Source organism: Pseudomonas mangiferae, assembly GCF_007109405.1.
GTDB lineage: Bacteria > Pseudomonadota > Gammaproteobacteria > Pseudomonadales > Pseudomonadaceae > Pseudomonas_T > Pseudomonas_T mangiferae.
This window is the reverse complement of sequence record NZ_VJOY01000002.1, coordinates 43,240-68,679: the sequence shown is the minus strand read 5'-3', so window position 1 is coordinate 68,679 and position 25,440 is coordinate 43,240. Positions and strand designations below refer to the sequence as shown.

Genomic DNA, 25,440 nt, shown 5'->3' with positions numbered 1-25,440 from the left:
CGGCAGGCGAATCAATCCCCTGACCGAGCAGGAACGCCTGCCTGCGACAATCGGCCCGCTGCGAGCCCGCTCGAAAAGCGCGGATGATTGATCGAGATCAATGAACCCAAGGGGATCTGCATGCTTGGCCTGAGCGCCCTCGAACTGGCTCGAATCCAGTTCGCCTTCACCATCTCCTTCCACATCATCTTCCCCGCCATCAGCATCGGCATGGCCAGCTACCTGGCGGTGCTGGAAGGGTTGTGGCTGAAGACCCGCAAGCCCGCCTACTACGACCTGTACCGCTTCTGGCTGCAGATCTTCGCCGTGACCTTCGGCATGGGGGTGGTGTCCGGGGTGGTGATGAGCTACCAGTTCGGCACCAACTGGAGCGAGTTGTCGGCTCGTGCCGGCAGCATCATGGGGCCGCTGCTGACCTACGAAGTGCTCACCGCGTTCTTCCTGGAGGCGGGCTTCCTCGGCATCATGCTGTTCGGTCTGAACAAGGTGGGCAAAGGCCTGCACTTCTTCGCCACCCTGATGGTGGCCATCGGCACGCTGATCTCCACCTTCTGGATTCTGTCCTCCAACAGTTGGATGCACACGCCCCAGGGCTACAGCATCGTCGACGGGGTGTTCTACCCGGAGAGCTGGTTCGAGATCGTCTTCAACCCATCCTTCCCCTATCGCCTGGCCCACATGGCCATCGCCGCCTTCCTCAGCACCGCCTTCATCGTCGGCGCCACCGGGGCCTGGCACCTGCTCAAGGGCCGCCGCGACGGCGCCACCCGGCTGATGTTTTCCATGGCGCTGTGGATGGCGCTGCTGGTGGCGCCGATCCAGGCGGTGGTGGGCGACATGCACGGCCTCAACACCCTGCATCACCAGCCGGCGAAGATCGCCGCCATCGAGGGCCACTGGAACACCGAGCGAGGCGTGCCGCTGCTGCTGTTCGGCATCCCCGACATGGAGGCCGAGACAACCCACTACGCCCTGGGCATTCCCCGGCTGGGCAGCCTGATCCTGGCCCACGACATCGACGGCGAGATCAAGGGCCTGAAGGAGTGGGCCAAGGAAGACCGACCCAACTCCCTGATCGTGTTCTGGAGCTTCCGGGTGATGGTGGGCATGGGCCTGCTGATGATCGCCTGCGGCGTCATCAGCCTGTACCTGCGCTGGCGCGGCCGGCTCTACGAGGCGCGGCCGTTCCACTGGCTGGCACTGGCCATGGGCCCGGCCGGCCTGCTGGCGCTGCTGGCCGGCTGGATCACCACCGAAGTGGGCCGCCAGCCCTGGGTGATCTACGGCCTGCTGCGCACCGCCGACGCGGTCTCCAACCATGACGTCGGCCAGATGAGCCTGAGCCTGGGGCTGTTCGTGGTGGTGTACTTCGCCGTGTTCGGCGTCGGTATCGCCTACCTGCTGCGGATGATGCACAAGGGCCCGCAGCGCATTGCCACCGTGGACCCGCGCCAGGCCGGCGGGCCGGACGGCGGACCGGGCCACAAGCGCACTCCCGCGCGGCCGCTGTCGGCGGCCGACGACGACGTGGACGACGGCCCCGGCGCACCCTCGCCCCAGGACCAGCCGACGCCCACCACCCCGGACGACAAGGAGCGCGGCGATGACCATTGATCTTCCGCTGATCTGGACCGCCATCATCGGCTTCGGCATCTTCATGTACGTGGTGATGGACGGCTTCGACCTGGGCATCGGCATCCTCTTCCCGTTCATCCGCGACCACGAGGAACGGGACGTGATGATGAACAGCGTGGCGCCGATCTGGGACGGCAACGAGACTTGGCTGGTACTGGGCGGCGCCGGGCTGTTCGCCGCCTTCCCGGTGGCCTACTCGGTGGTGCTCACCGCGCTGTACCTGCCGCTTATCCTGATGCTCATCGCGCTGATCTTCCGCGGCGTGGCGTTCGAGTTCCGCTTCAAGGCGAAGCGCACCCGCTATATCTGGGACGCGGCCTTCATCGGCGGCTCCATCGTCGCCACCTTCGCCCAGGGTGTGGTACTCGGCGCGTTCATCGACGGCATCGCGGTGGAGAACCGCACCTATGCCGGCGGCCCGTTCGACTGGCTGGCGCCGTTCCCGCTGTTCTGCGGCGCCGCCCTGCTGTTCGGCTACGCGCTGCTGGGCTGCACCTGGCTGATCATGAAGACCGAGGGCCGGCTGCAACGGCACATGTACCGCCTGGTGGTGCCCCTGACCTGCATCCTGCTGCTGTTCATCGCCATCGTCAGCCTGTGGACGCCCCTGGCCCACGAGGCCATCGCCCGGCGCTGGTTCAGCCTGCCCAACCTGTTCTACTTCATGCCGGTGCCGACCCTGGTGGCGATCACCGTGCTGGGGCTGGTGCGGGCGGTGGCGATACGCGCCGACCGCCAACCGTTCCTGCTCACCCTGGCGCTGATCGCCCTGTCCTACACCGGGCTGGCCATCAGCGTCTGGCCGAACATCGTGCCGCCGTCCCTGAGCATCTGGGAGGCCTCGGCCCCCGAGAAGAGCCAGGCGTTCACCCTGGTGGGGGTGACCATCATGGTGCCGATCATCCTGATCTACACCGCGTACAGCTATTACGTGTTCCGCGGCAAGATCAAGCTGGGCGAGGGCTACCACTGATGGGCTCGCTGTGGCGTCGCCTGGCCTGGTTCGCCGGGCTGTGGCTGGGGGGCGTGCTGGCGGTGGCGGCCCTGGCCTACCTGATCCGCCTGGGCATGGGCCTGTACTAGGTGAGGGGCCGTGGAGCGAGGATCACGGGCGGCCTGGACAGGTGAGGCCGCGGCGTTCACGTGCGGTGAGGAAGCTTTCCGAAATCCAGGCCCAACGACGCATACGGGACCGGGCCACTGTCCTACCGCGCCTGAAGGCCGCTAAGTTCGCCTAGCCGGCGCCCAGGTCGGCCGGCGCATCCACATCCTGCAGTACGCCAGGATCGTCCACCGCCAGGTCCAGGCAGGCCTCGGGATGGGCCTGCAATAGCGCGCGGGCACCGTTGTCGCCCTTCAGGTTCGCCAGGGCGGGCCAGAACGCCCGGCCGAACAACACGGGGTGGCCTCGCTCGCCCTGGTAGCGGGGAAAGACGATGCGCCGGGCCTGGGCCCGGGCGGCCAGCGCCACCAGGGTGGCGTCGGCGAGCCAGGGCATGTCCCCCAGCAGCACCGCCAGCGCCACACCGTCAGCATCGGCCAGGGCGCGGGCGCCCGCCGCCAGGCTGTGGCCCATGCCCCGGGCCGCTTCCGCGCACCGCACGATACCCATGCCGTCCGGCACCCCCAGCCCCTCCGGGTCGTCCTCCGGGCGCAGGACCACGCTCACCCGGGCGAAGCACCGGGCCGCCCGCGCCAGGCTGGCCGCCAGCAGCGGCGTGCCGTCGGGCAGTCGCGCTTGGCGCTTGTCGGCACCGAAGCGGCGCCCATAGCCGGCGGCCAGCACCAGGGCATGAACGTCAGGAGAAGCAGCAGGCATGGCGCACCGGGGTCAGGAAGAGCCGGGGATGATGGCATCCCTCGGAGGCCAGCGGAACGCCGCAGGGCGGTCACGCCCCGGAAGCAGGCGAGGGGCGCTCGCCCTTCGCGCACGGCGCATGACGAACCCGAGCGGTCCGGCCCCTTGAAGGAAGCGGCCAGGGCGGCCGCTTCCCGGTGGCTCAACCGGCGTAGCGCTGGAGGTTGGCCATCATTTCCCGCAGGGCTTCCATGTTGTCCGCCGGGTGGACCGCGTCCTGGAAGTCGCCGATGGCCTGCCACTGGGCGGCCACCTCGTCGGGGCTGAAGCCCTGCTGCGGGTCGAAGCCGACACCGAGGCTGCGCTCCCAGCGCACTTTGCCGATCCAGCCGCCGCCCACTTCGTAGAGGCCGCCGGTGTCCTGGCAGCTGGCGCTGCCCAGGTACACCACCAGCGGGCTCACCAGCTCCGGCTTGAGCTGGTCGAACACCTGGGCCGGGATCAGCCCCTCGGTCATCCGCGTGCCGCCGGTGGGGGCGATGGCGTTGACCAGGATGTCGTTCTTGCGCCCTTCCAGCGCCAGGGTGCGGGTCAGGCCGTAGAGCCCGAGCTTGGCCATGCCGTAGTTGCTCTGGCCGAAGTTGCCGTAGATGCCCGAGGTGGACGCGGTGAAGATCACCCGCCCGTAGTTCTGCTCCCGCAGGTGCGGCCAGGCGGCACGGGTGACCTTGTAGGCGCCCTCGACGTGGACCCGGTAGACCTGGTCCCAGTCGGCATCCTCCATCTTGTGGAAGGTCTTGTCCCGCAGGATGCCGGCGTTGTTCACCACCACGTCGACGCGGCCGAAGGCATCCAGGGCGGCCTGGACGATCTTGTCGCCGTCGGTCACCGAGTCGTGGCTGGCCACGGCGGTGCCGCCGGCCTCGCGGATTTCCGCCACCACCTTGTCCGCCGCCGAGGCGCTGGCGCCCTCACCGTGGGTGCTGCCGCCCAGGTCGTTGACCACCACCCGCGCGCCGTGGCGGGCGAACAGCAGCGCGTGGGCACGCCCGAGACCGCCCCCGGCTCCGGTGACGATCACGACCTTGTCTTCGAAACGCACGGCATCGCTCATGGGGCAGGCACTCCTGGCTGGGGATGAGCGGTCGAGTGTCCCGCATGCCGGGACACCCTCACAACGAAGCCGGCGCCGCTGAATACCGGCCGATAAGCCGGCCGGTGCACCGCCATGGCTGATCGCGCGGGTTGAAGCCCGCGACGCCAGCCCGACCGCGGCTCAGTCCGCGTAGCCGGGGTTCTGCCGGTCCAGCTTGCGCAGCAGGGCCGGCCAGGGCAGCGCGCCGCCCATGCCCTGGGGCGTCTTCATGACCCCGGCCACCATGGCCCGGGCGCCGTCGAGAATCGCCTGGGGAATGCTGATCAGCTCGCCGCCGCCCTGGGCCATCACCTGGATCTCGCAGGCGCGCTGCAGGGTGAACATCATCAGGAAGGCGTCGGGGATGGTGCCGGCGGCGGTGAGCAGGCCGTGGTTGGGCAGGATCATGAAGTGCCGGTCGCCCAGGTCCCGCTGCAGGCGCGCCTTCTCCTCGCTATGCAGCGCCACACCCTCGTAGCCGTGGTAGGCCAGGCTGGAGAGCACGAACAGCGACTGCTGGGACAGCGGCAGCAGGCCCTGCTTCTGGGCCGACACCGCGATGCCCTCAGGGGTGTGGATGTGCAGCACGCAGGCGACGTCCTCGCGCACCTCGTGCACCGCGCTGTGGATGGTGTAACCGGCCGGGTTGATCTCGTAGGGGCTGTCCATCCGCTTGACCCCCTCCAAATCCACCTTCACCAGGCTGGACGCGGTGATCTCGTCGAAGGTCAGCCCGTAGGGGTTGATCAGAAAGTCCTCGGTGCCGGGCACCTTGGCGGAGATGTGGGTGAAGATCAGGTCGTCCCAGCCGTACAGGGCGATCAGGCGGTAGCAGGCGGCGAGGTCGACGCGGGCGCGCCACTCCTCGGCGGACACCTGCTGTTTCACGGCGAGCGGATCGGTCATGGGGCCTCCGGGGCCTGTTGTCGTTGTGCCCCGGAGTCTAGCCGGGCGCTCCCGCGGCGGGAGTCGCCCTGGCAGCCAGGCGCATGGCCCAGCGGGTCACGCCGTCAGAGCACGCGCACCAGCAGCGGCGCGGCGAACAGGTTGAGCAGGCCCATCAGCACCATCACCAGGCCGGCCACGGTGCCCTCCTCACCCCCCACTTCCTGGGCGCGGGCGACCCCGGCGCCATGGGCACCGACGCCGAACAGCGCGCCCCGGGCCAGGCTGCTGCGCAGCGGCAGCCACTTCAGCAGCAGGCCGCCGACCAGGGCGCCGAATACGCCGGTGAGCATCACGAACACCGCGGTGAGTTCCGGCACCCCGCCCAAGTCGCGTGCCACCGGCATGGCGAACGGAGTGGTGATGGAGCGCGGCAGCAGCGAGCGGCTGACCGTGCCGTCCAGGGACAGCGCGCTGGCCAGCCACCAGGAGCTGCCGATGGCCACCGTGCTGCCGGCCAGCATGCCCAGCAGCAGCGCCGGCCAGTGCCGGGCCAGCAACCCCCGCTGCTGCCAGATGGGCACGGCGAAGGCCACGGTCGCCGGCCCCAGCAGCAGCATCAGCAGGTGGGTGTTGCTGGCGTACTCCGCATAGCCGGTGTGCAGCGGCACGGCCACCGCCAGCAGCAGCGCCGGCACCAGCAGCAGCGGCGACAGCAGGTAGCGGCCACTGCGCCGGTACAGCCAGCGGCTCAGCAGGTAGCCGCCCAAGGTCAGCGCCAGCCAGAAAAGCGGCATCGGTTCAAGGTTCATGGCGAGCCCTCCAGCGGCATACCGCTTCCACGGTCAGGGCGGTGGCCAGCATCACCAGCAGGGTGGAGCTGCCGATCACCAGCAGGATGCGCCAGCCGTCGCTGCGCAGCAGCGCGCCATAGTCCAGCAGGCTCATCAGCGCAGGGATGAAGAACAGCAGCATTTCCGCCATCAGCAGGCCCGCGCCCAGTTGCAGGGTCGCCGGTTTCAGCCAGCCACTGGCGAACGCCACCAGCAGCAAGCCCAAGCCCACCACGCCGCCCGGCAGCGGCCAGTGCAGCCAGGTCGCCAGCTGGCAGCCAATGGCGTACAGGCCCAGCAGGGCGATCAGTTCGAGGCAAAGACGGAAAAGATGACGGAAGCGGGCTCGGTTCATGGCGCTCACCCTCGGCGAATGCCGCGGCAGGGACTTGCAGTCTACGGGCGAGGCTGCTATCCCAAAAGCGAATCGTTGGACTGGGCAGGATTCCAGAACGGAATACGGGAGGTAGAGTCGGGTGGAATTCAAGCAATTGCGCAGTTTCGTGGAAGTGGTCCGCCAGGGTGGGTTCACCCAGGCCGCCCGGGTCTTGCATGCCAGCCAGTCGGCCATCAGCAAGCAGGTGGCGCAACTGGAGCGCAGCCTGGGCGTGCCGGTGCTGGAACGGCTCGGCCCCCAGGTGCGGCTGACGGACGCCGGCCAGGTGGTGCTGCGCCACGCCGAGGCCCTGCTGCGGGTGCGCCAGGAACTGCATGCCGAACTGGACGACCTGGGCGGCCTGGCCCGGGGCGAATTGCGCCTAGGCCTGCCGATGCTGGGCAGCGACGCCCTCTTCGCCGCGCCCTTCGCCGAGTACCGGCGCCGCTACCCCAATGTCTCGGTGCAATTGATCGAGGGCGGCAGCAAGTACATCGAGCAATGGGTGCTCAGCGGCGACGTGGAACTGGGCGCCGGCCTGCTTCCGGATGACCCGCAGTTCGACTGGCAACCGTTCTGCAACGAACCCATGGACATCCTGCTGCCGGCGGAGCACCCCCTGGCCGGGGCCGGCAGCCTGCCCCTGGCGAGCCTGGCCGATACGCCGTTCCTGCTCTACCAGCAGAGTTTCACCCTCAACGATCGCCTGCTGCGGGCCTGCCAGGAGATCGGCTTCACGCCGCTGGAGGGCGGCCGCAGCGGCCAGGCCGACTTCCTCGTGGCGCTGGTGGCCGCCGGCCAGGGCGTGGTGCTGCTGCCGCGGCTGGTGGCGCGCACCCTGGAGCGGCCGGGGGTGGTGCGGCTGACCCTGCAGGCGCCGGACCTGCGCTGGGACATCGCCTTCATCTGGCGCCGCGACGCTTACCTGTCCCGTGCGGCCCGCGCCTGGCTGGCGCTGCTGCGGGAGCGCCCGGTCCCGGTGAGCCCGGACTGAGCCGGCGTGCGGCGGCCGGAGGCATGGAACGCTGCACGCCCTCAGAGCAGGTCCGGAAAGCGCTCCACCAGCAGCGGCCAGGCCGCCTGGGCGGACGGGTCGTCCGCCAGCAAGCGGAAGCCGGCGAACTCGAAGGCCGGGGTCACTGTGCAACTGACCAGCGCGTAATCCCCCAGGGCCCGCGCCGCCTGCCAGGCGCAGGCCGGCACTGCCTGCTGGGGCAGGCCCTGCTCGGTCACCGGGCCCAGGCATTCCCGGCGCACCTGGTCGGGCGTCTCCGCCACCAGCAGCTCCAGGGGGTCGCCCTCGTGGAAGTACCAGAGTTCGTCTGCGTCCAGGCGGTGCCAGCGGCTGGCCTTGCCGGCCGGCAGCAGGAAGAAGATCGCCGAGGCATACAGCCGGCCGCCCGGCAGGCGCTGGCCGGACTCGAAGACACGGCGGTAGAAGCCGCCCTCGGGATGGGGCGTCAGCTGCAACTGCCGGATCAGCTGCGCGGCGCGCGGGTGCATCAGTCGCGCAACAGGCCGGCCAGTTCGGCCAGCCATGGCTCCGCGTCGGCTTCCGGGGTGACGGTCTCGCTGGCGTCCAGGCGCAGCATCGGCAGCACCTCGCGCAGGCCCAGCTCGCCGAACAGCTCGCGCATCTGCTCGCCGCCCCCGCAGAACGTATCGCCGTAGCTGGCGTCCCCCAGGGCGATCACCGCGCCGGGGCGGCCGCGCCAGTCGGGCACCCGGTCGCGCAAGGCGTGGTACAGCGGCAGCAGGTTGTCCGGCAGCTCGCCCATGCCGGTGGTGGCGGTCACCGCCAGCAGGGCATCGGGGGCGAACGCCTCCAGGGTCTCGAGGGTGAAGCGCGGGTCGTGGCGGGCCTCGAAGCCGGCGGCCTCCAGCAGGCCGCGAGCATGCCGGGCGACTTCTTCGGCGGTGCCATACACCGAACCGGACAGGATGGCGATCTTCATCGAAACTCCGCGACCAAGGGTTGACTGGCGATTATGCCCCATTCGCCAGCCTGGCCGGGGCGTTCGGCTCAGACCAGGGGCTGTGCCCGCCGGCAGAGGCTGTCCAGGGCCGCCACCCAGTCCGGGTGGGTGTTCAGGCAGGGCACCAGCATCAGTTCGCCGCCACCGGCCTCGCGGAACTGCTCCTCGCCGCGCTGGCCGATCTCCTCCAGGGTCTCGATGCAGTCGGCGACGAACGCCGGGCACATCACCAGCAGCTTGCCGACGCCCTGGCGGCCCAGCTCGTCCAGGCGGGTCTCGGTATAAGGCTCGATCCACTTATCCCGCCCCAGGCGCGACTGGAACGAAACCGACCATTGCTCCGGACGCAGCCCGGCGCGCTCGGCGAACGCCTCGGCGGTCCGCAGGCACTGGCTGCGGTAGCACAGGGCGAGCACGTCGTCGCGCACCTGGCGACTGTCCCGGGCGCGCAGGTCGTGGGCGGGGTCGCGCACCAGCTTGCGGATGTGCCGCTCCGGCAACCCGTGGAAACTCAGCAGGAGGTGATCGAAGCCCTGCTCCAGGTAAGGCCGGGCACTGGCCACCAGGGCATCCAGGTACTCGGGCTGGTCATAGAAGGGCGCCAGCACCGAGAACCGCATGTCCAGGCGATGCTCGCTGATGACTTGGCGGACCTTCTCGATGGCGGTGGTGGTGGTGCTGTCGGCGAACTGCGGGTACAGAGGCGCCAGGGTCACTTCGCGCACACCGCGCCTGGCCAGGTCCAGCAGCACCCGCTCGAAGGACGGCTCGCCGTAGCGCATGGCCAGTTCCACCGGGCCGTGGGTCCAGCGGGTCTTCATTTCCGCCTGCAGCCGGCGGCTGAGCACGATCAGCGGCGACCCCTCGGGCCACCAGATGGACGCGTAGGCATGGGCGGACTGGGCCGGGCGGCGCACGAGGATCAGCGACACCAGCAGCCGGCGCAGCGGCCAGGGCAGGTCCACCACCCAGGGGTCCATGAGGAATTCGTCGAGGTAGCGGCGCACGTCCGCCACGTCGGGGGAGGCCGGCGAGCCCAGGTTGGCCAGCAGCAGGGCGTGTTCGGTCATCGGGCATCCTCAAGCAGGCTCGGCGGTGGCCGAGGAAAACGAAACGGCGGCCTCTCCCCGAGGGCGGAGCCGCGCTGCGCCGCAGTATAGGAAGGGGTCACCGGGGTGGGCACGCGGAACATCCACCGGCTCGAACGATTCGCCGCTGGCGGGTCCGTCGCTCCCACGCTTATGCCGATAAAATCTATACAAATAAAAATATTTGTACAGCTTTTGCGACGGCGCAGCGGACTCGATGCGCTATCCTCGACCTACCGCCCGCGCCGCCGAACCGGCTGCGTCCGTCGCATCGAGCGCGACACCGGGCGGCCGCCGGACGCTAATGAACCGGCGCCGGCGTGGTCCGACAGGGTATGAAGTCGTGCGTGACGGGCCTCCTTGCCACCCCGAGGTAAACCATGAGTACACCCATCGCCATCATCGGTGCCGGCGTCGCGGGCCTTTCCGCCGCCCATGCGCTGCATGCCGCCGGCCTTGACATCCAGCTGTTCGACAAGAGCCGCGGCAGCGGCGGTCGAATGGCCAGCAAGCGCAGCGAAGCCGGCGTCCTGGATCTGGGCGCCCAGTATTTCACTGTCCGCGACCGGCGCTTCGCCGAGGTCGTGGCCCAGTGGCGCCAGCAAGGCTGGGTCGCCCAATGGTCGCCCAATCTCTACCACTTCAACCGCGGCCAGCTCAGCCACTCCCCCGACGAGCAGGAGCGCTGGGTCGGCACCCCGCGCATGAGCGCCATCACCCGCGGCCTGCTGGGGGAACTGCCGGCCCATTTCACCCGGCGCATCACCGAGATCTTCCGCAGCGACCGCCACTGGCACCTGCAGGATGCCGAGGGCGAGACCCACGGCCCGTTCAGCCGGGTTCTGATCGCCGCTCCGGCGCCCCAGGCCGCCGCCCTGTTGGGCGCCGCACCGAAGCTGGCCGCGGCGGCTGCCAGCGTGCAGATGGAGCCCACCTGGGCGGTCGCCCTGGCCTTCGATACGCCCCTGGATACCCGCGTGGAAGGATGCTTCGTCCAGGAAGGGCCCCTGGATTGGCTGGCCCGTACCCGCAGCAAGCCCGGCCGCGAGGACCAGCCGGACACCTGGGTGCTGCACGGCAGCAGCGCCTGGAGCAAGCAGCACCTGGGGTTGCCCAAGGAGGACGTGATCGAGCTGTTGCACGGGGCCTTCGCCGAGCTGATCGGCTGCGCGGTGCCTGCACCGCGCTTCACCCTCGCCCACCGCTGGCTCTATGCCCGGCCGACCCAGGGCCACCAGTGGGGCGCCTTGGCTGACGGCGACTTGGGCATCTACGCCTGCGGGGACTGGTGCCTGTCCGGCCGGGTGGAAGGCGCCTGGCTGAGCGGCCAGGAAGCGGCCCGCCGGCTGCTGGAACACCTGGGCTGACGGTGCAGCGCCGTGCAGGCAAGACCGGGGAATCGCTGATACCGAAGCGCCCTGCCCAGGTCGCCACGGCGCGCGCATCTGACCGTGGCGCGAAGGCGGCCTGGCTCGGCCAGGCTTACCCACCGCCCCTTCTCAGGGCTGCCCCTTGCCGCCGGATGCGCCATACACCTGGCCGGTGACGTAACTGGATTCGGTGGAGGCCAGCAACACGTACACCGGCGCGATCTCTGCCGGCTGGCCCGGGCGTTCCAGGGGCGTGTCGGCGCCGAACTGCTTGAGCTTTTCCATGGTCTGCCCACCGGACACCTGCAGCGCGGTCCAGAACGGCCCCGGCGCCACGGCGTTGACCCGGATACCGCGCTTGCCCATCTGCTTGGCCAAGCCCTTGCTGAAGTTGACGATGGCCGCCTTGGTCAAGGCGTAGTCCACCAGGTTCTCCGAGGGGTCGTAGGCGTTCACCGAGGCGGTGTTGATGATGGAGGCGCCTTCCGGCAGGTGGGGAATCGCCGCCTTGGTGATCCAGAACAGCGCATAGAGGTTGGTCTTCAGTGTCCAGTCGAACTGCTCGGTGGTGATATCGAGGATCGAGTCATGGCTCTGCTGGCGCCCGGCGTTGTTCACCAGGATGTCCAGCCCGCCCAGTGCCTTCACCGCCTTGTCCACCAGGTCCCGGCAGAACGCTTCGTCGCGGATATCGCCCGGGATCGCCACCGCCTGGCGGCCCTCCTTGCGGATCAGGTCGATCACCTCCCGGGCATCGGCCTCTTCGTCGGGCAGGTAGTTGATGGCCACGTCCGCGCCCTCCCGGGCGTAGGCGATGGCGGCAGCCCGGCCGATCCCCGAGTCGCCCCCGGTGATCAGGGCCTTGCGCCCCGCCAGGCGGTTGCTGCCCCGGTAGCTCGTCTCGCCGTGGTCCGGGCGCGGCTCCATCTTGCCCGCCAGGCCTGGCCAGGGCTGCGTCTGTTCCTTGAACGGGGGCTTGGGGTAACTCGACCGGGGGTCGCCCAGGGGTGGCGCGCCGGCGCCCAGGGTTGCTGGCTGGTTGCCCTGGGCGAACGCCGGGGCGGCCACGGTGGCGGCCAGGGTGACCGCCGCGCCTTGCATGAGTCTGCGCCGAGAAGAGGAGATTTCGTTCGGGTTCATGACGGCTCCTTGTGGAACGGTGGATGGAACGGCCGGGCATCGGGCCCGGTCCGGCCTGCCGGGGGTAGACGCGCCGCCGCTCGCCCTCGTTCCGCCGGTTTCGCCGGTGGTCATCCTCGCGCCTGGCCCGGGCCAGAGCGCTCGCGCATTCGTCGAACAACGACATCGCCCGGAGGTGCCCCGCAACGGCGCGCCACCGGCGGGAAACGCCCCCGAATCGAACGAAACCTGCTGTCAGATAGCCACCACGCGGACCGCGTCGGCGACTAGAATGCGCGCCCCGCCGCACCTGCGCGGTCGCCTCTTCCGGCCCAGGCCCGGCCTGGCGCCGTTCTTGCTTTCGCTGGCGAGCCTGACCGATCGGACAGGTTTAACCGACCAGGAGTCTCCGATGACCCGTACCCTTCCCCTGCTTGGCCTCGGCGCGCTGCTGTGCGGTCAGGCGGGTGCCGCCGACCTCGTGCAATGGCAGGACAACAGCCTGACCTACCTGTACGGCAAGGACTTCAAGATCGATCCGGCGATCCAGCAGACCGTTACCTTCGAACACGCCAGCGGCTGGAGCGTCGGCGACCTGTTCCTGTTCGTCGATTCGATCCACTACAACGGCGGGCGCAACGGTGCCGGCGACAGCCGCACCTTCTATGGCGAAATCAGCCCGCGCCTGTCCTTCGGCAAGCTGCTGGATCGGCCGTTGAGCATCGGCCCGGTGAAGGACGTGCTGCTGGCCGCCACCTACGAGTTCGGCGAGGACGACGTGGATGCCTACCTGCTGGGGCCGGCGGTGGACCTGGACCTGCCCGGCTTCGACTATTTCCAGCTCAACACCTACTACCGTCGCCCCGACGGCGACCGCGACGGCCGGGGCGTCTGGCAGATCACCCCGGCCTGGGGCTACACCATTCCGGTGGGCAACTCCAACCTGCTGATCGACGGCTACATCGACTGGGTGGTGGACAACGACGACAGCTACCACGCCAACCTGCACATCAACCCGCAGATCAAGTACGACCTGGGCAAGGCCATGGGCTGGGGGGTCAAGCACGTCTACGTGGGGCTGGAATACGACTACTGGAAGAACAAGTACGGCATCGACGACAAGGGCTACGTCGGCCACGACCTGCTGGGCGGCACCGACCAGAACACCGCGAGCCTGCTGCTGAAAGTGCATTTCTGAACCGCCATGCGCCGTTGCGGGCAAGGCGCGGGTGAGCAGGGTGTGTTGGCGACGTGAGCGCTTCGATGGGTGAGTCGGAGAGCGAGGAGACCGCGAGGCCATCCGCGCTCGTCCAGCCTCGAGGGGCATCGGCCAAAGCGGAAAAAAACGGGCCCCCGGTTTCGTCACCCATGACCCGGGGCACCCGATCCGCGGCGGCGATCGCCGTCAGTTGCAGCGGGCGGTGACCTCACCCTTGCCGGCGACGGTGCATTCGCTGACGTCCTTCGGCAAACGCATGTTCTGCTTGGCGCCGTCGGCGTACTCGCAGACCAGGTACAGCTCGCGGGGGTTGTCACGGTAGCCCTTGAGGTCCCAGGACACGCCCTCGTCGCCATCCGGCGCGAGGCTGGCCAGTTCCTCCGGCGGCCCGTCGAAGACCTGGGCGCCGCTGAGGGTGCCGCCACCGGCGGCCTTGGCCGGGCAGGCGATCTCCGCGTGGGCACAGCCCGCCAGCAGGCTCAGGCCCAGCAGGGCGGCGCCGAACAGACCGGTTTCACTCGATGACATAGTATTCGTCCCCGTTGTTGATCTTCTTCGCGGCGGTGTTGTTGAAGCGGATGAGCCGTTCGCTGACCGCCTTGCGCACGCCGTTGGTGATCCACTGGTCCAGCACCACGATGCCGGTTTCGTTCTTGCGGATGAAGATCGCCGCGTGGCTGGTGCCGTCCTTGCGGCTGCCGTAGCGGCCATCCGCGTCGAAGGTGGCGATGGCCGTGCCGCTGGCCAGCTCCGCTATATCCTTGACCCGCTCGCCGCGCTTCCAGTTCGCCGTGAGCGGCGCATTGGCCGCCACCTGTACGTAGGGCACGCAGTGTCCGGTGCCGATCGACTGCCCCACGTACGAAGCCGGGTTCCTTGCCAGATAAGCCATTCGTTGAACTCCTCCACGAGTCGCGCCTGGGCCGGCGCTGCGCCAACCGCCGTGCGTCATCGGGCGCACGGAGCCAAGCCGGTATCTTCCCTGATTCGAGGAGCCGCGGCGCCGGACGCTCAATGAATTTGTGAAGCACCGCACTGACGGCGGCGACGAACCCGGGGGCTCGGGGTCGGACGATCAGCCACCGCCTGGGAGCCTGCCCGCATGAGCCAAACCGACCCGCTCACCGCCCGCCGTTTGCAGGCGCTCCACGAGGACGGGTTCGCGCGCCTGGACGGCGTGTTCGATGCCGCCACGGTGCAGTACCTGCGCGACGCCATCGACGCCCTGCAGCCCCGACACTGGGACTACACCGGCCTGGTTGACCATTACAAGTGCGTGTTCAACCGCGATCCGTCGTGGCTGCAATTCCTCGACCCGCCCGGGGTGATCGAGCTGGCCGAGGCAGCCCTCGGCGCGGACTGCCACATAATCGGCCAGACCGCCTGGCGCAGCCATCCCGGGTTCATCGGCGCCGACCTGCACCTGGACTACCTGGTGATGGAACTGCCGCCCACCCTGCTGGCGGACCCGCAGTTCCGCCTGCCCATGCAGGTCTGCACCGCCATGTGCTACCTGGACGACCTGGACGAGGCCCTCTGCCCGACCTGGGTGATCCCCGGCAGCCACCGCGCCGGCCGGCCCCCGCGACCCGGCGAGACCCACTGGCAGGGCCGACAGCCCGAGCCGGTGCTGTGCCGCGCCGGCGACGTGCTGATGCTGCGCAGCGACCTGTGGCACGCCGGCAGCCGCAACCGCAGCACCCGCAGCCGCTACCTGCTGCAGGTGCACTACGGCCGGCGGATGGTGGCGCAGAAGTTCTCCCCGTACCTGCACTGGCGCTTCAACCCCGCGGTGCTGGCCGCCTGTACGCCGCGCCAGCGACGCCTGCTGGGGGACCACGAAGCGTCCGAATACGACTGAGCAAAACCGCCGGGCCGCAGGTCCCACCCATGACCTCCCCTCGGGATTCAGCCATGGCCGTCCGCTTTCTACGCCCCCTGTCCGCCTGCCTGCTGGCCCTCGGCCTCGCTGCCTGCAGCAGCCTCGCCCCGCGCGACCCATTGCGCATCGACCTGGCCGGCCTGGAGCCGCTGCCGAGCCAGGACCTGGAGGCGCGTTTCGCCGTGAAGCTGCGGGTGCAGAACCCCAACGACAGCGCCATCGACTACAACGGCGTATCCCTGGAACTGGACGTCAATGGCCGCCCCCTGGCCAGCGGCGTCAGCGACCAGCAGGGCGAGATTCCCCGTTTCGGCGAGCGGGTGCTCAGCGTGCCGGTCACCGTCTCGGCCTTCTCGGCGGTGCGCCAGGCCTGGGGCCTGGCCGAACAGCCGCCGCGCCGCAACCTGCCCTACAGCCTGCGCGGCAAGCTGGCCGGCGGCCTGCTGGGCACCGTGCGCTTCAGCGAATCCGGCACCCTGCAATGGCCGGACGCGACGCCCGTGCCCTGAGGCAGCAGGGCACGGGATTTCCGCCGGCAGGGCAAAACCTTATACAATCCGTGGTTTTTCACCGCCGACCCGAGGAGTTCTCGTGAATTCGCTGCCGCCCTGCCCCCTCTGCCACTCCGAATACACCTACGAAGACGGCACCCAGCTGGTCTGCCCGGAATGCGCCCACGAATGGACGGCCGGGGCCGCCGACACGGCGGGCGACGACGAGAAGGTGATCAAGGATTCGGTGGGCAATGTGCTGCAGGACGGCGACACCGTCACCGTGATCAAGGACCTCAAGGTCAAGGGCTCCTCCCTGGTGGTCAAGGTAGGCACCAAGGTCAAGGGCATCCGCCTGTGCGACGGCGACCACGACATCGACTGCAAGATCGACGGCATCGGTGCCATGAAGCTCAAGTCCGAGTTCGTCCGCAAGGTCTGACGCCGCCAGCGCGTAACGCAACTCCGGCGAGGCCGGCGGGGTCCACTGCAGGAGATCCCACCAGCCGAGGTGCGCCATGCCCGAAGGGCCCAGTATCGCCATCATGCGCGACGCCGCGTCCAAGTTCGCCGGCCAGACCATCCTGCGCGCCGACGGCAACAGCAAGATCGACATCCAGCGCCTGGTGGGCCTTCCGGTGGTGGCGATACGCAGTTGGGGCAAGCACTTCCTGATCCAGCTGCCGGACTTTTCCCTGCGCATCCACCTGCTGCTGTTCGGCAGCTACCGCATCGACGAACGCAAGGACGCGTCCCCGCGCCTCAGCCTCGGCTTCGCCAACGGCGAACTGAACGTCTATGCCTGTTCAGTGGAGCTCATCGAGGAGCCGCTGGAGCTGCGCTACGACTGGTCCGCGGACACCCTGTCGGACCAGTGGGACCCCGCCGCCGCCCGGCGCAAGCTGCGCGCCATACCCGATACCCTGGCCTGCGACGCTCTCCTCGACCAGCAGGTATTCGCCGGGGCCGGCAACATCTTCAAGAACGAAGTGCTGTTCCGCATCCGCGTCCATCCCCTCTCGCCCCTGGGCGCCCTGCCCCCGGCCAAGCTGCGGGAGCTGGTGGCGCAGACCCGCCAGTACGCCTTCGACTTCCTCACCTGGAAGAAAGCCTTCGAACTGAAGAAACACTGGCAGGCCCATCGCCAGCGCACCTGCCCCCGCTGCGCCATCCCCCTGGTCAAGGCGAAACTGGGCAAGACCCAGCGGCAGAGCTACTTCTGCGAGCGCTGCCAGAAGCGCTTTGGATCAGGCAAACCCACTACGTCAACGTAGCAGCGGTGTGAGCAATATGGCCCTGGGCTCTCAGGGCGACCGATCATGAATCGTCTTTTCTGACCTTGGTTTCATCGGATGCCCGAACACTCTCCAGCGAGACGTCGTCCAGCAGGCGCCACAAACCGAAGGCGCGCAGGCGCCGCTGCACGCAGCGGGCGTTCTCCTTGCAGCCGTGGGTGATGTCGTGGCCTGTCTTCACATCGAAGGCTTGGTACCACTGCGTGCGGCCTTCCCCGCAGTCGCCCGACGCGCAGGCGTAGGACAACAGCAGGTAGGCGGCTTTCGAGGGCTTCACGGCGCAGCCCCACTGGTCGACGGCGACCTCCAGCAACGGCTGTTCGGGGGAGGTTTTTTCCGGCGGGCGACTCATCAGCGCCAGGGCACGAGCCCGGTCGTTTCCCGGGAAGATGGTCTGGCTGCGGACGCCTTGCGCAGGCGCTGGGGAACCCGCCGCCAGTTCGGTTTCCGCGGTGTAGGTGCGCTCGCCGCAGACGAGCTGGCTCACCGACCTGTTCGCATCTGCCTGGGCATATGAGGACGCACAGGCCAGCACGACGAAAAAGCTCATGACTCGAAACCGATTCCGCATCCCTGCCTCTCTCCCTGATCGTGAAAAAGCGTTCCGTGTCGCGTCCATGTCGCCTGGTTGGCACGAATCACGCTTTACGTGTCGCCCATGGCAGACGCGAACACGGGGACGGGCCCTTCGCGTGTCGTCGATATCGCGCCATGGAGCGTTTGAATCTAGCGGGGCCCGCGGCGCTCTGGCAACCCGAGACGGGCATGGCGTGAAGGGTCTCACAAAAATGCACACCGGCATCGAGGGCCCGTGGTAGAGCGGCTGCCGCGGTTTCCCTCGGCGCTGTACATGCCGTGCCTGTGTACCTTTCACCCCTGAAAAAACCGCTCGAAAGCGGTTTCTCCATTCCTAATGAACCTACCCGTTGCTGGGGAAGGCGAACTGCGCAGCCTCGTGGCTCTTGCGCTGCGGCCAGCGCTGGGTCACGGCCTTGCGTCGGGTGTAGAAGCGCACGCCGTCCGGGCCGTAGGCATGCAGGTCGCCGAACAGCGAGCGCTTCCAGCCGCCGAAGCTGTGGTAGGCCACCGGCACCGGCAGCGGAACGTTGACCCCCACCATCCCCACTTCGATCTCGTCGCAGAACAGCCGGGCCGCCTCGCCGTCGCGGGTGAAGAGGCAGGTGCCGTTGCCGTACTCGTGGTCGTTGATCAATTGCATCGCCGCTTCCAGGCTGTCCACCCGCACGATGCACAGCACCGGGCCGAAGATTTCCTCCCGGTAGATCCGCATGTCCGGGGTCACCCGGTCGAACAGGGTGCCGCCGACGAAGTAGCCGCCCTCGTGTCCCGCCACCCGATGACCCCGGCCATCCACCACCAGCCGAGCGCCAGCGGCGACGCCGTCGTCGATGTAGCCCACCACCTTGTCCCGCGCCGCGGCGGTCACCAGCGGCCCCATGTCCAGGCCGCAGGTGGTGCCGGCACCGATTTTCAGCGCCCCGATCTGCGGGACGAGCGCGTCCACCAGGGCATCGGCGATCGAGTCACCCACGCAGACCGCCACGGAGATGGCCATGCAACGCTCACCACAGGAGCCGTAGGCCGCCCCCATCAGGGCACTCACCGCATTGTCCAGGTCGGCGTCGGGCATCAGCACGGCGTGATTCTTCGCCCCGCCCAGGGCCTGTACCCGTTTGCCCCGCGCCGCCCCTTCCCGGTAGATGTACTCGGCGATGGGGGTCGAGCCGACGAAGCTCAGGGCCTTGACCTCCGGCGCTTCGATCAGCGCGTCCACCGCTTCCTTGTCGCCGTGCACCACGTTGAGCACGCCCTTGGGCAGGCCCGCCTCGTGGAGCAGTTCGGCAATCAGCAAGGTGGAGCTGGGGTCGCGCTCGGAGGGCTTGAGGATGAAGGTGTTGCCGCAGGCGATGGCCAGCGGGTACATCCACAGCGGCACCATGGCCGGGAAGTTGAACGGGGTGATGCCGGCCACCACCCCCAGGGGCTGGAATTCGCTCCAGGCATCGATGTTGGGGCCCGCGTTGCGGCTGTACTCGCCCTTGAGGATTTCCGGCGCCGCGCTGGCGAATTCCACGTTCTCGATGCCGCGCTTGAGCTCGCCAGCGGCATCTTCCAGGGTCTTGCCGTGCTCCTGGCTGATCAGCTCGGCGATCCTGGCTTCGTTCTGCTCCAGCAGGTGCTTGAAGCGGAACATCACCTGGGCGCGCTTGGCCGGTGGGGTGCGGCGCCAGGCCGGGAACGCGGCCTGCGCCGCGTCGATGGCCGCCCGGACCTGCGCCCGGTCGGCCAGGCCGACCTGGGCGCTCACCTGGCCGGTGGCAGGGTTGAAAACGTCCGCGGTGCGGCCCTGGCCGGCGACGCGCGCGCCGTCGATCAGGTGCGAAATGACAGTCATGGAAGTACTCCTGGAAAAACGGTGGGCGTTCAGCGCTTCACGGCGGCCTGGACGGCGATCTCCACGCGGATGTCGGCGTCGGCCAGGTTGGCCTCGACGGTGGCGCGGGCCGGCAGGGCGTCCTGGGGAATCCAGGCGCGCCAGACGTCGTTCATGGCCTCGAAATCGTCCACCGCGTGCTTGAGCCAGACCTGGGCGAAGAGGATGTGGGAACGGTCCGAGCCGGCCTCGTCCAGCAGCCGGTCGATGCGCGCCAGGACCTGCTCGGTCTGGCCGCGGACGTCCAGGCTGTAGTCGTCGGCCACCTGACCGGTGATGTACACGGTGCCCTGGTGCACCAGGGCATGGCTCAGCAGGCCGCCGTAGGGTTGGATACGCGTGATGCTCATGGAAACCTCGGGTCGGGACAATGGAAGGTCATGCGGAGCGCACGCGCCGCAGGAAGTCCTGGGTGCGCGCATGGCGCGGCGCCTCCAGCACCTGGCGGGCGGGGCCGCTTTCGGCGATGACGCCGTCGTGGAGGAAGCAGACCTGGTCGGCGACGTCCCGGGCGAACCCCATCTCGTGGGTCACCACCACCATGGTCATGCCGTCGTCCGCCAGGCGGCGCATCACCGCGAGCACGTCGCCCACCAGCTCCGGGTCGAGAGCGGAGGTGGGCTCGTCGAACAGCAGGGCCCGCGGGCGCATGGCCAGGGCCCGGGCGATGGCCACCCGTTGCTGCTGCCCGCCGGAGAGCTGCCCGGGCATGCTGTCGCGCTTGTCGGCCATGCCCACCTTCTCCAGCAGCTCCAGCCCGTGGGCCACGGCCTGCTGCCGCGGCTCACGCCTGACGTGGACGGCCCCCTCGATCACGTTCTCCAGGACCGTGCGATGGGGAAAGAGGTTGAAACGCTGGAACACCATGCCCACCTCGGAGCGCAGCTCGTGGATGGTGCGGCTGGCGGCGTCCACCCGGCGCTCGCCCACGTGGATGTCGCCGTCGTCGTAGGTCTCCAGAGCGTTGATGCAGCGCAGCAGCGTCGACTTGCCGGACCCGGACGGGCCGATCAGGCAGACCACTTCGCCACACCCTACTTCCAGGCTGATTCCCTTGAGCACGTGCAGGTTGCCGAAGCGCTTCTTCACGTTGGTGATCTTGATCATGGCCGGGTCCTCATCTGCGCAGGTGCCGTTCGAGGCGGTTGACCAGGTACAGCAGCGGCAGGCTCATGGCGAGGTAGAGCAGCGCCGTCAGGGTGTAGACGGTCATGTTCTGGAAGGTCGCCGAGGCGATCAGCTGCCCCGCATGGGTCATTTCCGCGACGGTGATGGTGGAAACCAGCGAGGAATCCTTGAGGATCATGGTGAAGGTGTTGGCGTAGGGCGGGATGCTGATCCGCAGCGCCTGGGGCAGCGTCACCCGGCGCATGATCATCGCCGGCTTCATGCCGATGGCCTGGGCGGCCTCCGTCTGCCCGCGGTCCACCGCCTGAATGCCGCCGCGGAAGATTTCCGCCTGGTAGCCGGAGTAACCGATCCCCAGGCCCAGCACGCCGGCCTGGAAGGCGGTCAGGTCGATGCCCAGCTCGGGCAGCACAAAGTACATGTAGAACAACACGATGAGGATCGGCAGGCCGCGGATGACGTTGACCACGCCGCTGGCCGGGTAGGCCAGCCAGCGGTTCGGGGACAGCTTCAGCAGCGCCAGCACGAAGCCCAGCAGGCTGCTGACCAGCAGGGCGAGCACCGACACCTCGACGGTGACGATGGCGCCCGACAGCAGCAGCGGGAGGAACTGAAGAACGTTTTCCATCATGGGAGCAGGTACTCGGACAGGTGGATGAAGCCCCGCCTCACCGGAGCGACCAGCGTTCCAGCAGCGCCTTCAGCCGGCCGTCCTGGCGCAGCGCGTCCAGTCCGTCGTTCAGTTTCTTGAGGGTCTCGGCGTTGCCCTTGCGCACCGAGAAGCCGATGCTGCCGGCCATTTGCGCCTGGTAGTCCTTGGCCATCTTCAGCTTGGGATTCGGGCTCTTCTCCAGCTGGTAGGCGAGGATCGGCGCGTCCCAGAGGCCGACGTCCACGCGGCCCAAGGCGACGTCGCGCATCAGGTCGGCGGAGGCGCCGTAGGTCTTGATGTCCTTCACTTCGCCGCGCTGGCGGAGGATCTCGATGAAGGTGGTGCCGGTCTCCACCCCCACGGTCTTGCCCTTCAGGTCATCCAGGGAGCGGTAGTCGGTGGCGTCGTCGGCCTTCTGCAGCAGCCCCTCGCCGTAGGTGTAGATGGGCTGAGTGAAGTCCACCACCTTCTTGCGCTCGTCGGTGATGTACATGGGCGCGGCGATGATGTCGATCTTGCCGGAGCCGATCGCCGGGATCAGCGCGTCGAAGCGGCTGGGCACCAGGTCGTAGCTGAAGTGCTCCTCCTCGCCCAGGGCGTCCATCAGGTCCGGCACGAAGCCCTTGATCTTCTCCGAGCCGAGGTCGAGGAAGGTGAAGGGCATGCCCGAAGTGGTGGTCCCCACCCGGTAGTCGGCCGCCTGGGCGGACAGACTCAACAACGATGCGCCGGCCACCACGAGCGAGGCCAGCATCCCTCTGACGATACCGGGCGCCCGTGACGGGAAACGACCGGACGCATTCTGGTTCTTGCACTGCATGGACATATCAACCTCTTCTAAGTGTTGTGGGTTTCACGTTGCAGTCCGGGCCACGAGGGTGTTCCGGCGACCGCGATAGGCAGCGGTCAAGGGGACGACGCCGGCTTATGGCTGCCGGTGGTCGACCGCCCGCTCGGCACGAGCGGACGGGTATTTGTCGGTTCTACTGCATCAGGCCCTCCAGCCCCGCGGCGATGCCGCTGGCCAGGCGTCGGCGCCAGGCCGGGCTGTGCCGGTCGGCGAGGACCCGGTCCTCCCGGGCGAAAGCGGCCAGGATCGCCTTGTAACCCAGCCAGCGGCACGGCTCCGGTTCCCAGGTGGCCAGGTCGTCCAGGGAGCGGCCGTTGAACACCCAGGGTTGCTGGACCAATTCGCTGTCGCGGCCGAGGATCAGGTCGGCCAGGGTCCGCCCCGCCAGGTGGGTGGCACCGACCCCCTCCCCGCCGAACCCGCCGGCCAGGGCCAGGCCGGCCCGGGGGTCGCAGAGCATGTGCGGACGAAAGCGCCGGGCCATGCCGAGGTTGCCGCCCCAGGCGTGACTCAGGCGCACGCCGCGCAGTTGGGGGAAGAGAGACTCCATCAGGTAGCGCCGCAGGCCGATCTCGTCCTCGGTCAGGCGGAAATCGTCACGCAGCCGTCCCTTGAAGCGATAGCCGCCCCGGGCGCCGAACACCAGCCGCCCATCCCGGGAACGCTGGGCGTAGGTGACCTGCCGGCTGTGTTCGCTGAGGGCCTGCCCCTGGTCAAGGCCGATCTCCGCCCAGACGGCGTCCGGCAGCGGCTCGGTGGCGACGATCATGCTCTGCACCGGGATCTGGATGCGCCGCAGCGCCTCGAAGCGCGCCGCGTAGCCCTCCACCGCGGGAACGATCCATTTCGCCCTGACCACCGCCCGCTCGGTGCGCAGCTGGCCGGCGCCCCACTCGATGACCGGGCTGCGATCGTGGATCGTCACGCCCAGGCGCTCGACGGTCTCGGCCAACCCGCGTATCAGCTTCGCCGGCTGGATGGTGGCGCAGTGGGGCGAGAACACCGCCCCGCTGGCGCCCTCGATACGCACGTGGCGCTCCAGGGCCTGCCGGTCGAGCCACTGGTAGTCGCTCTCCTCGTGGCCCTCGCGGTAGAGGGCCTCCAGCTCGCGACGCAGGCGCTCGGCCTGTTCCGGGTAGCGCGCGGCGCAGTTGAGCATGCCGCCCTTGCGGTAGTCGCAGTCGATCCCTTCCCGCTGCAGTACGCCCTCGACCTCGTCGGGAATCGCCTTCAGCAGGCGATAGGCGGCCTTGCGTCGCTCCGGGGACAGCGGCTGCAGGTAGCGGGACTCGCCGAGCATGCCGCCGATCAGCCAGCCACCGTTGCGCCCGGAGGCGCCGAAGCCGGCGGTCTCGGCCTCCAGCACGACGATGTCCAGGCTCGGCGCCAGGCGTTTCAGGTAATACGCGGTCCACAAGCCGGTGTAGCCGGCGCCGATGATGGCGACATCGACGTCCCGCGCGTGGTCGAGCGAGGGGCGGGCGTACAACGGACCGTTCAACTGGTCCATCCACAGGCTCACGTGTTCCCAGGTCTGCATGGGCGACTCCCGAAGGCGAATGCAGCCAGACTAGGGAACGATCAGGCAGGCGTCTTGCTTCCGTGCCCGTCAGGAATTTTTCGCCGGACGCTGCTTCAGGTAGGCCCTGGGCGACATGCCGGTGCGCTCCCGGAAGCAGCGGTAGAACACCGAAAGCGAGTTGAAGCCGGCGGTGAAGGCCAGCTCGTCGGGCCGCGCCTCCGGTTGCTCGGCCAGGCGCCGCAGCAGCCAGTCGATGCGGGCCTGGTTCAAATATTGGTAGAAGCTCAACCCCAGGACCTGGTTGAGCAGGTAGGACACCTGGTTGCGGGTGTAGCCGACGGCGCTGGCCAGCCGGGTGAGGTCGAACTCCGCCTCGAGGAAGCCGCGCTCGTCGGCGAAGTACTGCTCCAGGTCCATCAGCATCATACTCAGCTGCTGCCGGGACAGCCCCAGCCGGGACACCTTGGCGGCCGGCTCCAGGGAGTCGTCTCGGACCATGGTGGCGTACTCGTGGACGCGCACGATCAGCCCGTCCTTCACGGTGATCGCCTCGCTGGCGCGAAAGGACGCCAGGCGACTGCTGCGCCGCAGGGAGAGCCGCGAGCAGTACTGGATGAAAGCGGTGTCGCCATCCACCCGGATACGGTCCACGTGCTCGATGCGATGCTCGGCACTGCGGGGCAGCGCCGTGCGCACGTAGTCGGGCATGTCGGCGAAGACCAGCCGCCGGTTGTTGAAGAAGTCGAAGTACTCGATATCCCGGTGGTACAGGCTCAGGATGCCGTCCAGGTCCCGGTCGAGCCAGGCGCGGTGGTAGCGCCCCACCACCTCCCGGGTCCGCTCTGTCGTGCTATCCAAAAAAGGCGCTCCACAAGATTGATGCCACGGCGTGTGTGACGGCGGCGTACGACGGCCTTCGCCAGCCCGTGGGCCGATACGCCGTCAACCGCGGGTACGGCAAGGGATCGACCGCATAGAAGCCGTCAGGTCCCCGGTTCGAGATAGCAGAAAGCGTGCGACCCGGACAAGTTGACGCCCCGACGCCCCACCGTGAACCGAATCGCGTCCAGCTGTGAAGCGATTCGCGAGTCACCGAGAGGACTTGAGGAGCGGTTCACAGGAAACGATAGCTGGTCCGGGTAAGGTGCGCACCCGACGACGGCCCCTCTCGCGCCCGGATCGAATCGGCTGACCCGCCTCATCGCCAGGACGTCGGGAGCCCACCTCAAGGATGATCATGGCTGGATTCAGAATACCGGGCCCCACGGGTATGCAACCCCTCTCCTGCCCCGCGGATACCTTCATCGACCGGAACCTGTTCAAACCGGGCGTCCTCAGCGAAGGCCACGTACGTCCCGAGCACTATGGCCTGGAGAACGGCCAACTGCGCGTGGCAAGGCATGCCGGAACCGACTCGTTCACCTTTCAGATATCCAGCGGGACACTGACCGTCGTGTCCCGCCATGAGTGCCGTACGATGCGCGCCACCAGTGGCCGTCCCAACAGCTGCATGAACAAGGCGGATGTCCTGTGCCAGATGCTCAAGAGCACTGGCCCCCTTCCTGTGGGGGTATATTTCATTTACCCCCACGAGCTATCAGCGCCGGGGCTCATAGGCAGTATGTACAGAACTTTTCGCCGTTTTGCTGATTGGGGTTCATTTAGAGTGCGCCTACACCCTATGAGAAACACTGTCACTTACGGGCGCGATAATTTTTTCTTACATGGTGG

General features: G+C 68.3%; 29 protein-coding genes. 10 read left to right on the top strand and 19 right to left on the bottom strand.

Going from position 1 to position 25,440, the window contains the following annotated elements; translation table 11 throughout:
• Positions 1–120: 120 nt before the first annotated feature.
• Genes FM069_RS02590 through FM069_RS02580 form a run of 3 tightly spaced genes read left to right on the top strand, consistent with a single transcriptional unit; the run spans position 121 to position 2,718 of the window.
• A complete protein-coding gene (locus FM069_RS02590; RefSeq protein WP_143486723.1) occupies positions 121–1,614 on the top strand; it encodes a cytochrome ubiquinol oxidase subunit I in 1,494 nt (497 codons plus the stop codon).
• Entirely contained in the window at positions 1,604–2,608 is a 1,005-nt protein-coding gene (cydB, locus tag FM069_RS02585) for a cytochrome d ubiquinol oxidase subunit II (RefSeq protein ID WP_143486722.1), read from the top strand. The genes FM069_RS02590 and cydB overlap by 11 nt, the downstream gene beginning before the upstream one ends.
• The gene (locus FM069_RS02580; RefSeq protein WP_143486721.1) at positions 2,608–2,718 is read left to right on the top strand and encodes a DUF2474 family protein; all 111 of its coding nucleotides are present in this window, start codon (positions 2,608–2,610) and stop codon (positions 2,716–2,718) included. The genes cydB and FM069_RS02580 overlap by 1 nt, the downstream gene beginning before the upstream one ends.
• Positions 2,719–2,869: 151 nt before the next feature.
• Here FM069_RS02580 and FM069_RS02575 read toward each other — a convergent pair whose 3' ends face one another.
• From FM069_RS02575 to FM069_RS02555, 5 genes are all read right to left on the bottom strand, one after another.
• On the bottom strand, positions 2,870–3,454 hold the full coding sequence (locus FM069_RS02575) for a nucleotidyltransferase family protein (protein WP_143486720.1): 585 nt from the start codon (positions 3,452–3,454) through the stop codon (positions 2,870–2,872).
• Positions 3,455–3,635: 181 nt separating this feature from the next.
• Entirely contained in the window at positions 3,636–4,547 is a 912-nt protein-coding gene (locus FM069_RS02570; RefSeq protein WP_143486719.1) for an SDR family oxidoreductase, read from the bottom strand.
• 162 nt (positions 4,548–4,709) lie between these two features.
• A complete protein-coding gene (locus tag FM069_RS02565) occupies positions 4,710–5,474 on the bottom strand; it encodes a class II aldolase/adducin family protein (RefSeq protein ID WP_143486718.1) in 765 nt (254 codons plus the stop codon).
• A gap of 104 nt (positions 5,475–5,578) precedes the next feature.
• The gene (locus tag FM069_RS02560) at positions 5,579–6,265 is read right to left on the bottom strand and encodes an LrgB family protein (protein ID WP_143486717.1); all 687 of its coding nucleotides are present in this window, start codon (positions 6,263–6,265) and stop codon (positions 5,579–5,581) included.
• On the bottom strand, positions 6,255–6,641 hold the full coding sequence (locus FM069_RS02555; RefSeq protein ID WP_143486716.1) for a CidA/LrgA family protein: 387 nt from the start codon (positions 6,639–6,641) through the stop codon (positions 6,255–6,257). Before FM069_RS02555 ends, FM069_RS02560 begins: the two co-directional genes overlap by 11 nt.
• A 121-nt stretch (positions 6,642–6,762) precedes the next feature.
• On the opposite strand from FM069_RS02555, the gene FM069_RS02550 reads away from it, so the two are divergent.
• Positions 6,763–7,656: a LysR family transcriptional regulator gene (locus tag FM069_RS02550; protein ID WP_143486715.1), complete on the top strand. Its 894-nt coding sequence runs from the start codon at positions 6,763–6,765 to the stop codon at positions 7,654–7,656.
• 41 nt (positions 7,657–7,697) lie between these two features.
• On the opposite strand, the gene FM069_RS02545 is transcribed toward FM069_RS02550, so the two are convergent.
• The 3 genes from FM069_RS02545 to FM069_RS02535 all read right to left on the bottom strand — a co-directional run bounded on the left by FM069_RS02545 (position 7,698) and on the right by FM069_RS02535 (position 9,708).
• A complete protein-coding gene (locus tag FM069_RS02545) occupies positions 7,698–8,165 on the bottom strand; it encodes a cupin domain-containing protein (protein ID WP_143486714.1) in 468 nt (155 codons plus the stop codon).
• Entirely contained in the window at positions 8,165–8,617 is a 453-nt protein-coding gene (locus FM069_RS02540) for a flavodoxin (protein ID WP_143486713.1), read from the bottom strand. Before FM069_RS02540 ends, FM069_RS02545 begins: the two co-directional genes overlap by 1 nt.
• A 68-nt stretch (positions 8,618–8,685) precedes the next feature.
• Complete coding sequence (locus tag FM069_RS02535; protein ID WP_143486712.1) at positions 8,686–9,708, bottom strand: ferrochelatase; 1,023 nt, start codon at positions 9,706–9,708, stop codon at positions 8,686–8,688.
• A gap of 398 nt (positions 9,709–10,106) precedes the next feature.
• Between FM069_RS02535 and FM069_RS02530 the strand changes: the two genes are divergently transcribed.
• Complete coding sequence (locus FM069_RS02530; RefSeq protein ID WP_143486711.1) at positions 10,107–11,093, top strand: NAD(P)/FAD-dependent oxidoreductase; 987 nt, start codon at positions 10,107–10,109, stop codon at positions 11,091–11,093.
• A gap of 132 nt (positions 11,094–11,225) precedes the next feature.
• Here FM069_RS02530 and FM069_RS02525 read toward each other — a convergent pair whose 3' ends face one another.
• Positions 11,226–12,236, bottom strand: a complete 1,011-nt coding sequence (locus tag FM069_RS02525) for an SDR family oxidoreductase (RefSeq protein WP_143486710.1) — start codon at positions 12,234–12,236, stop codon at positions 11,226–11,228.
• A gap of 391 nt (positions 12,237–12,627) precedes the next feature.
• Here FM069_RS02525 and FM069_RS02520 point away from each other — a divergent pair, with 391 nt between their 5' ends.
• On the top strand, positions 12,628–13,413 hold the full coding sequence (locus FM069_RS02520; protein ID WP_143486709.1) for an outer membrane protein OmpK: 786 nt from the start codon (positions 12,628–12,630) through the stop codon (positions 13,411–13,413).
• 207 nt (positions 13,414–13,620) lie between these two features.
• Here the strand turns inward: FM069_RS02520 and FM069_RS02515 are convergent, their stop codons facing one another.
• The gene (locus FM069_RS02515) at positions 13,621–13,962 is read right to left on the bottom strand and encodes an STY0301 family protein (protein ID WP_143486708.1); all 342 of its coding nucleotides are present in this window, start codon (positions 13,960–13,962) and stop codon (positions 13,621–13,623) included.
• A complete protein-coding gene (locus FM069_RS02510) occupies positions 13,949–14,326 on the bottom strand; it encodes a BPSL0067 family protein (RefSeq protein WP_143486707.1) in 378 nt (125 codons plus the stop codon). The genes FM069_RS02515 and FM069_RS02510 overlap by 14 nt, the downstream gene beginning before the upstream one ends.
• A 210-nt stretch (positions 14,327–14,536) precedes the next feature.
• Here FM069_RS02510 and FM069_RS02505 point away from each other — a divergent pair, with 210 nt between their 5' ends.
• From FM069_RS02505 to FM069_RS02490, 4 genes are all read left to right on the top strand, one after another.
• On the top strand, positions 14,537–15,295 hold the full coding sequence (locus FM069_RS02505; RefSeq protein ID WP_143486706.1) for a phytanoyl-CoA dioxygenase family protein: 759 nt from the start codon (positions 14,537–14,539) through the stop codon (positions 15,293–15,295).
• 53 nt (positions 15,296–15,348) lie between these two features.
• Complete coding sequence (locus FM069_RS02500; protein ID WP_143486705.1) at positions 15,349–15,825, top strand: LEA type 2 family protein; 477 nt, start codon at positions 15,349–15,351, stop codon at positions 15,823–15,825.
• 82 nt (positions 15,826–15,907) lie between these two features.
• The gene (locus FM069_RS02495) at positions 15,908–16,249 is read left to right on the top strand and encodes a zinc ribbon domain-containing protein YjdM (RefSeq protein WP_143486704.1); all 342 of its coding nucleotides are present in this window, start codon (positions 15,908–15,910) and stop codon (positions 16,247–16,249) included.
• 76 nt (positions 16,250–16,325) lie between these two features.
• A complete protein-coding gene (locus FM069_RS02490; RefSeq protein ID WP_143486703.1) occupies positions 16,326–17,081 on the top strand; it encodes a DNA-formamidopyrimidine glycosylase family protein in 756 nt (251 codons plus the stop codon).
• Between the two features lie 43 nt (positions 17,082–17,124).
• On the opposite strand, the gene FM069_RS02485 is transcribed toward FM069_RS02490, so the two are convergent.
• The 8 genes from FM069_RS02485 to FM069_RS02450 form a co-directional block, all read right to left on the bottom strand.
• Entirely contained in the window at positions 17,125–17,652 is a 528-nt protein-coding gene (locus tag FM069_RS02485; RefSeq protein WP_143486702.1) for a hypothetical protein, read from the bottom strand.
• A gap of 369 nt (positions 17,653–18,021) precedes the next feature.
• The gene (locus FM069_RS02480) at positions 18,022–19,518 is read right to left on the bottom strand and encodes a CoA-acylating methylmalonate-semialdehyde dehydrogenase (RefSeq protein ID WP_143486701.1); all 1,497 of its coding nucleotides are present in this window, start codon (positions 19,516–19,518) and stop codon (positions 18,022–18,024) included.
• A 29-nt stretch (positions 19,519–19,547) separates the two neighbouring features.
• Complete coding sequence (locus tag FM069_RS02475; protein ID WP_143486700.1) at positions 19,548–19,907, bottom strand: RidA family protein; 360 nt, start codon at positions 19,905–19,907, stop codon at positions 19,548–19,550.
• A gap of 28 nt (positions 19,908–19,935) precedes the next feature.
• A complete protein-coding gene (locus FM069_RS02470; RefSeq protein WP_143486699.1) occupies positions 19,936–20,664 on the bottom strand; it encodes an amino acid ABC transporter ATP-binding protein in 729 nt (242 codons plus the stop codon).
• Positions 20,665–20,674: 10 nt separating this feature from the next.
• On the bottom strand, positions 20,675–21,316 hold the full coding sequence (locus FM069_RS02465; protein WP_218570275.1) for an amino acid ABC transporter permease: 642 nt from the start codon (positions 21,314–21,316) through the stop codon (positions 20,675–20,677).
• A gap of 37 nt (positions 21,317–21,353) precedes the next feature.
• Positions 21,354–22,091: a substrate-binding periplasmic protein gene (locus FM069_RS02460; protein ID WP_178106649.1), complete on the bottom strand. Its 738-nt coding sequence runs from the start codon at positions 22,089–22,091 to the stop codon at positions 21,354–21,356.
• A 229-nt stretch (positions 22,092–22,320) separates the two neighbouring features.
• Complete coding sequence (locus tag FM069_RS02455) at positions 22,321–23,727, bottom strand: NAD(P)/FAD-dependent oxidoreductase (RefSeq protein ID WP_143486697.1); 1,407 nt, start codon at positions 23,725–23,727, stop codon at positions 22,321–22,323.
• 69 nt (positions 23,728–23,796) lie between these two features.
• A complete protein-coding gene (locus tag FM069_RS02450; RefSeq protein WP_143486696.1) occupies positions 23,797–24,567 on the bottom strand; it encodes an AraC family transcriptional regulator in 771 nt (256 codons plus the stop codon).
• Positions 24,568–25,440 lie beyond the last annotated feature (873 nt).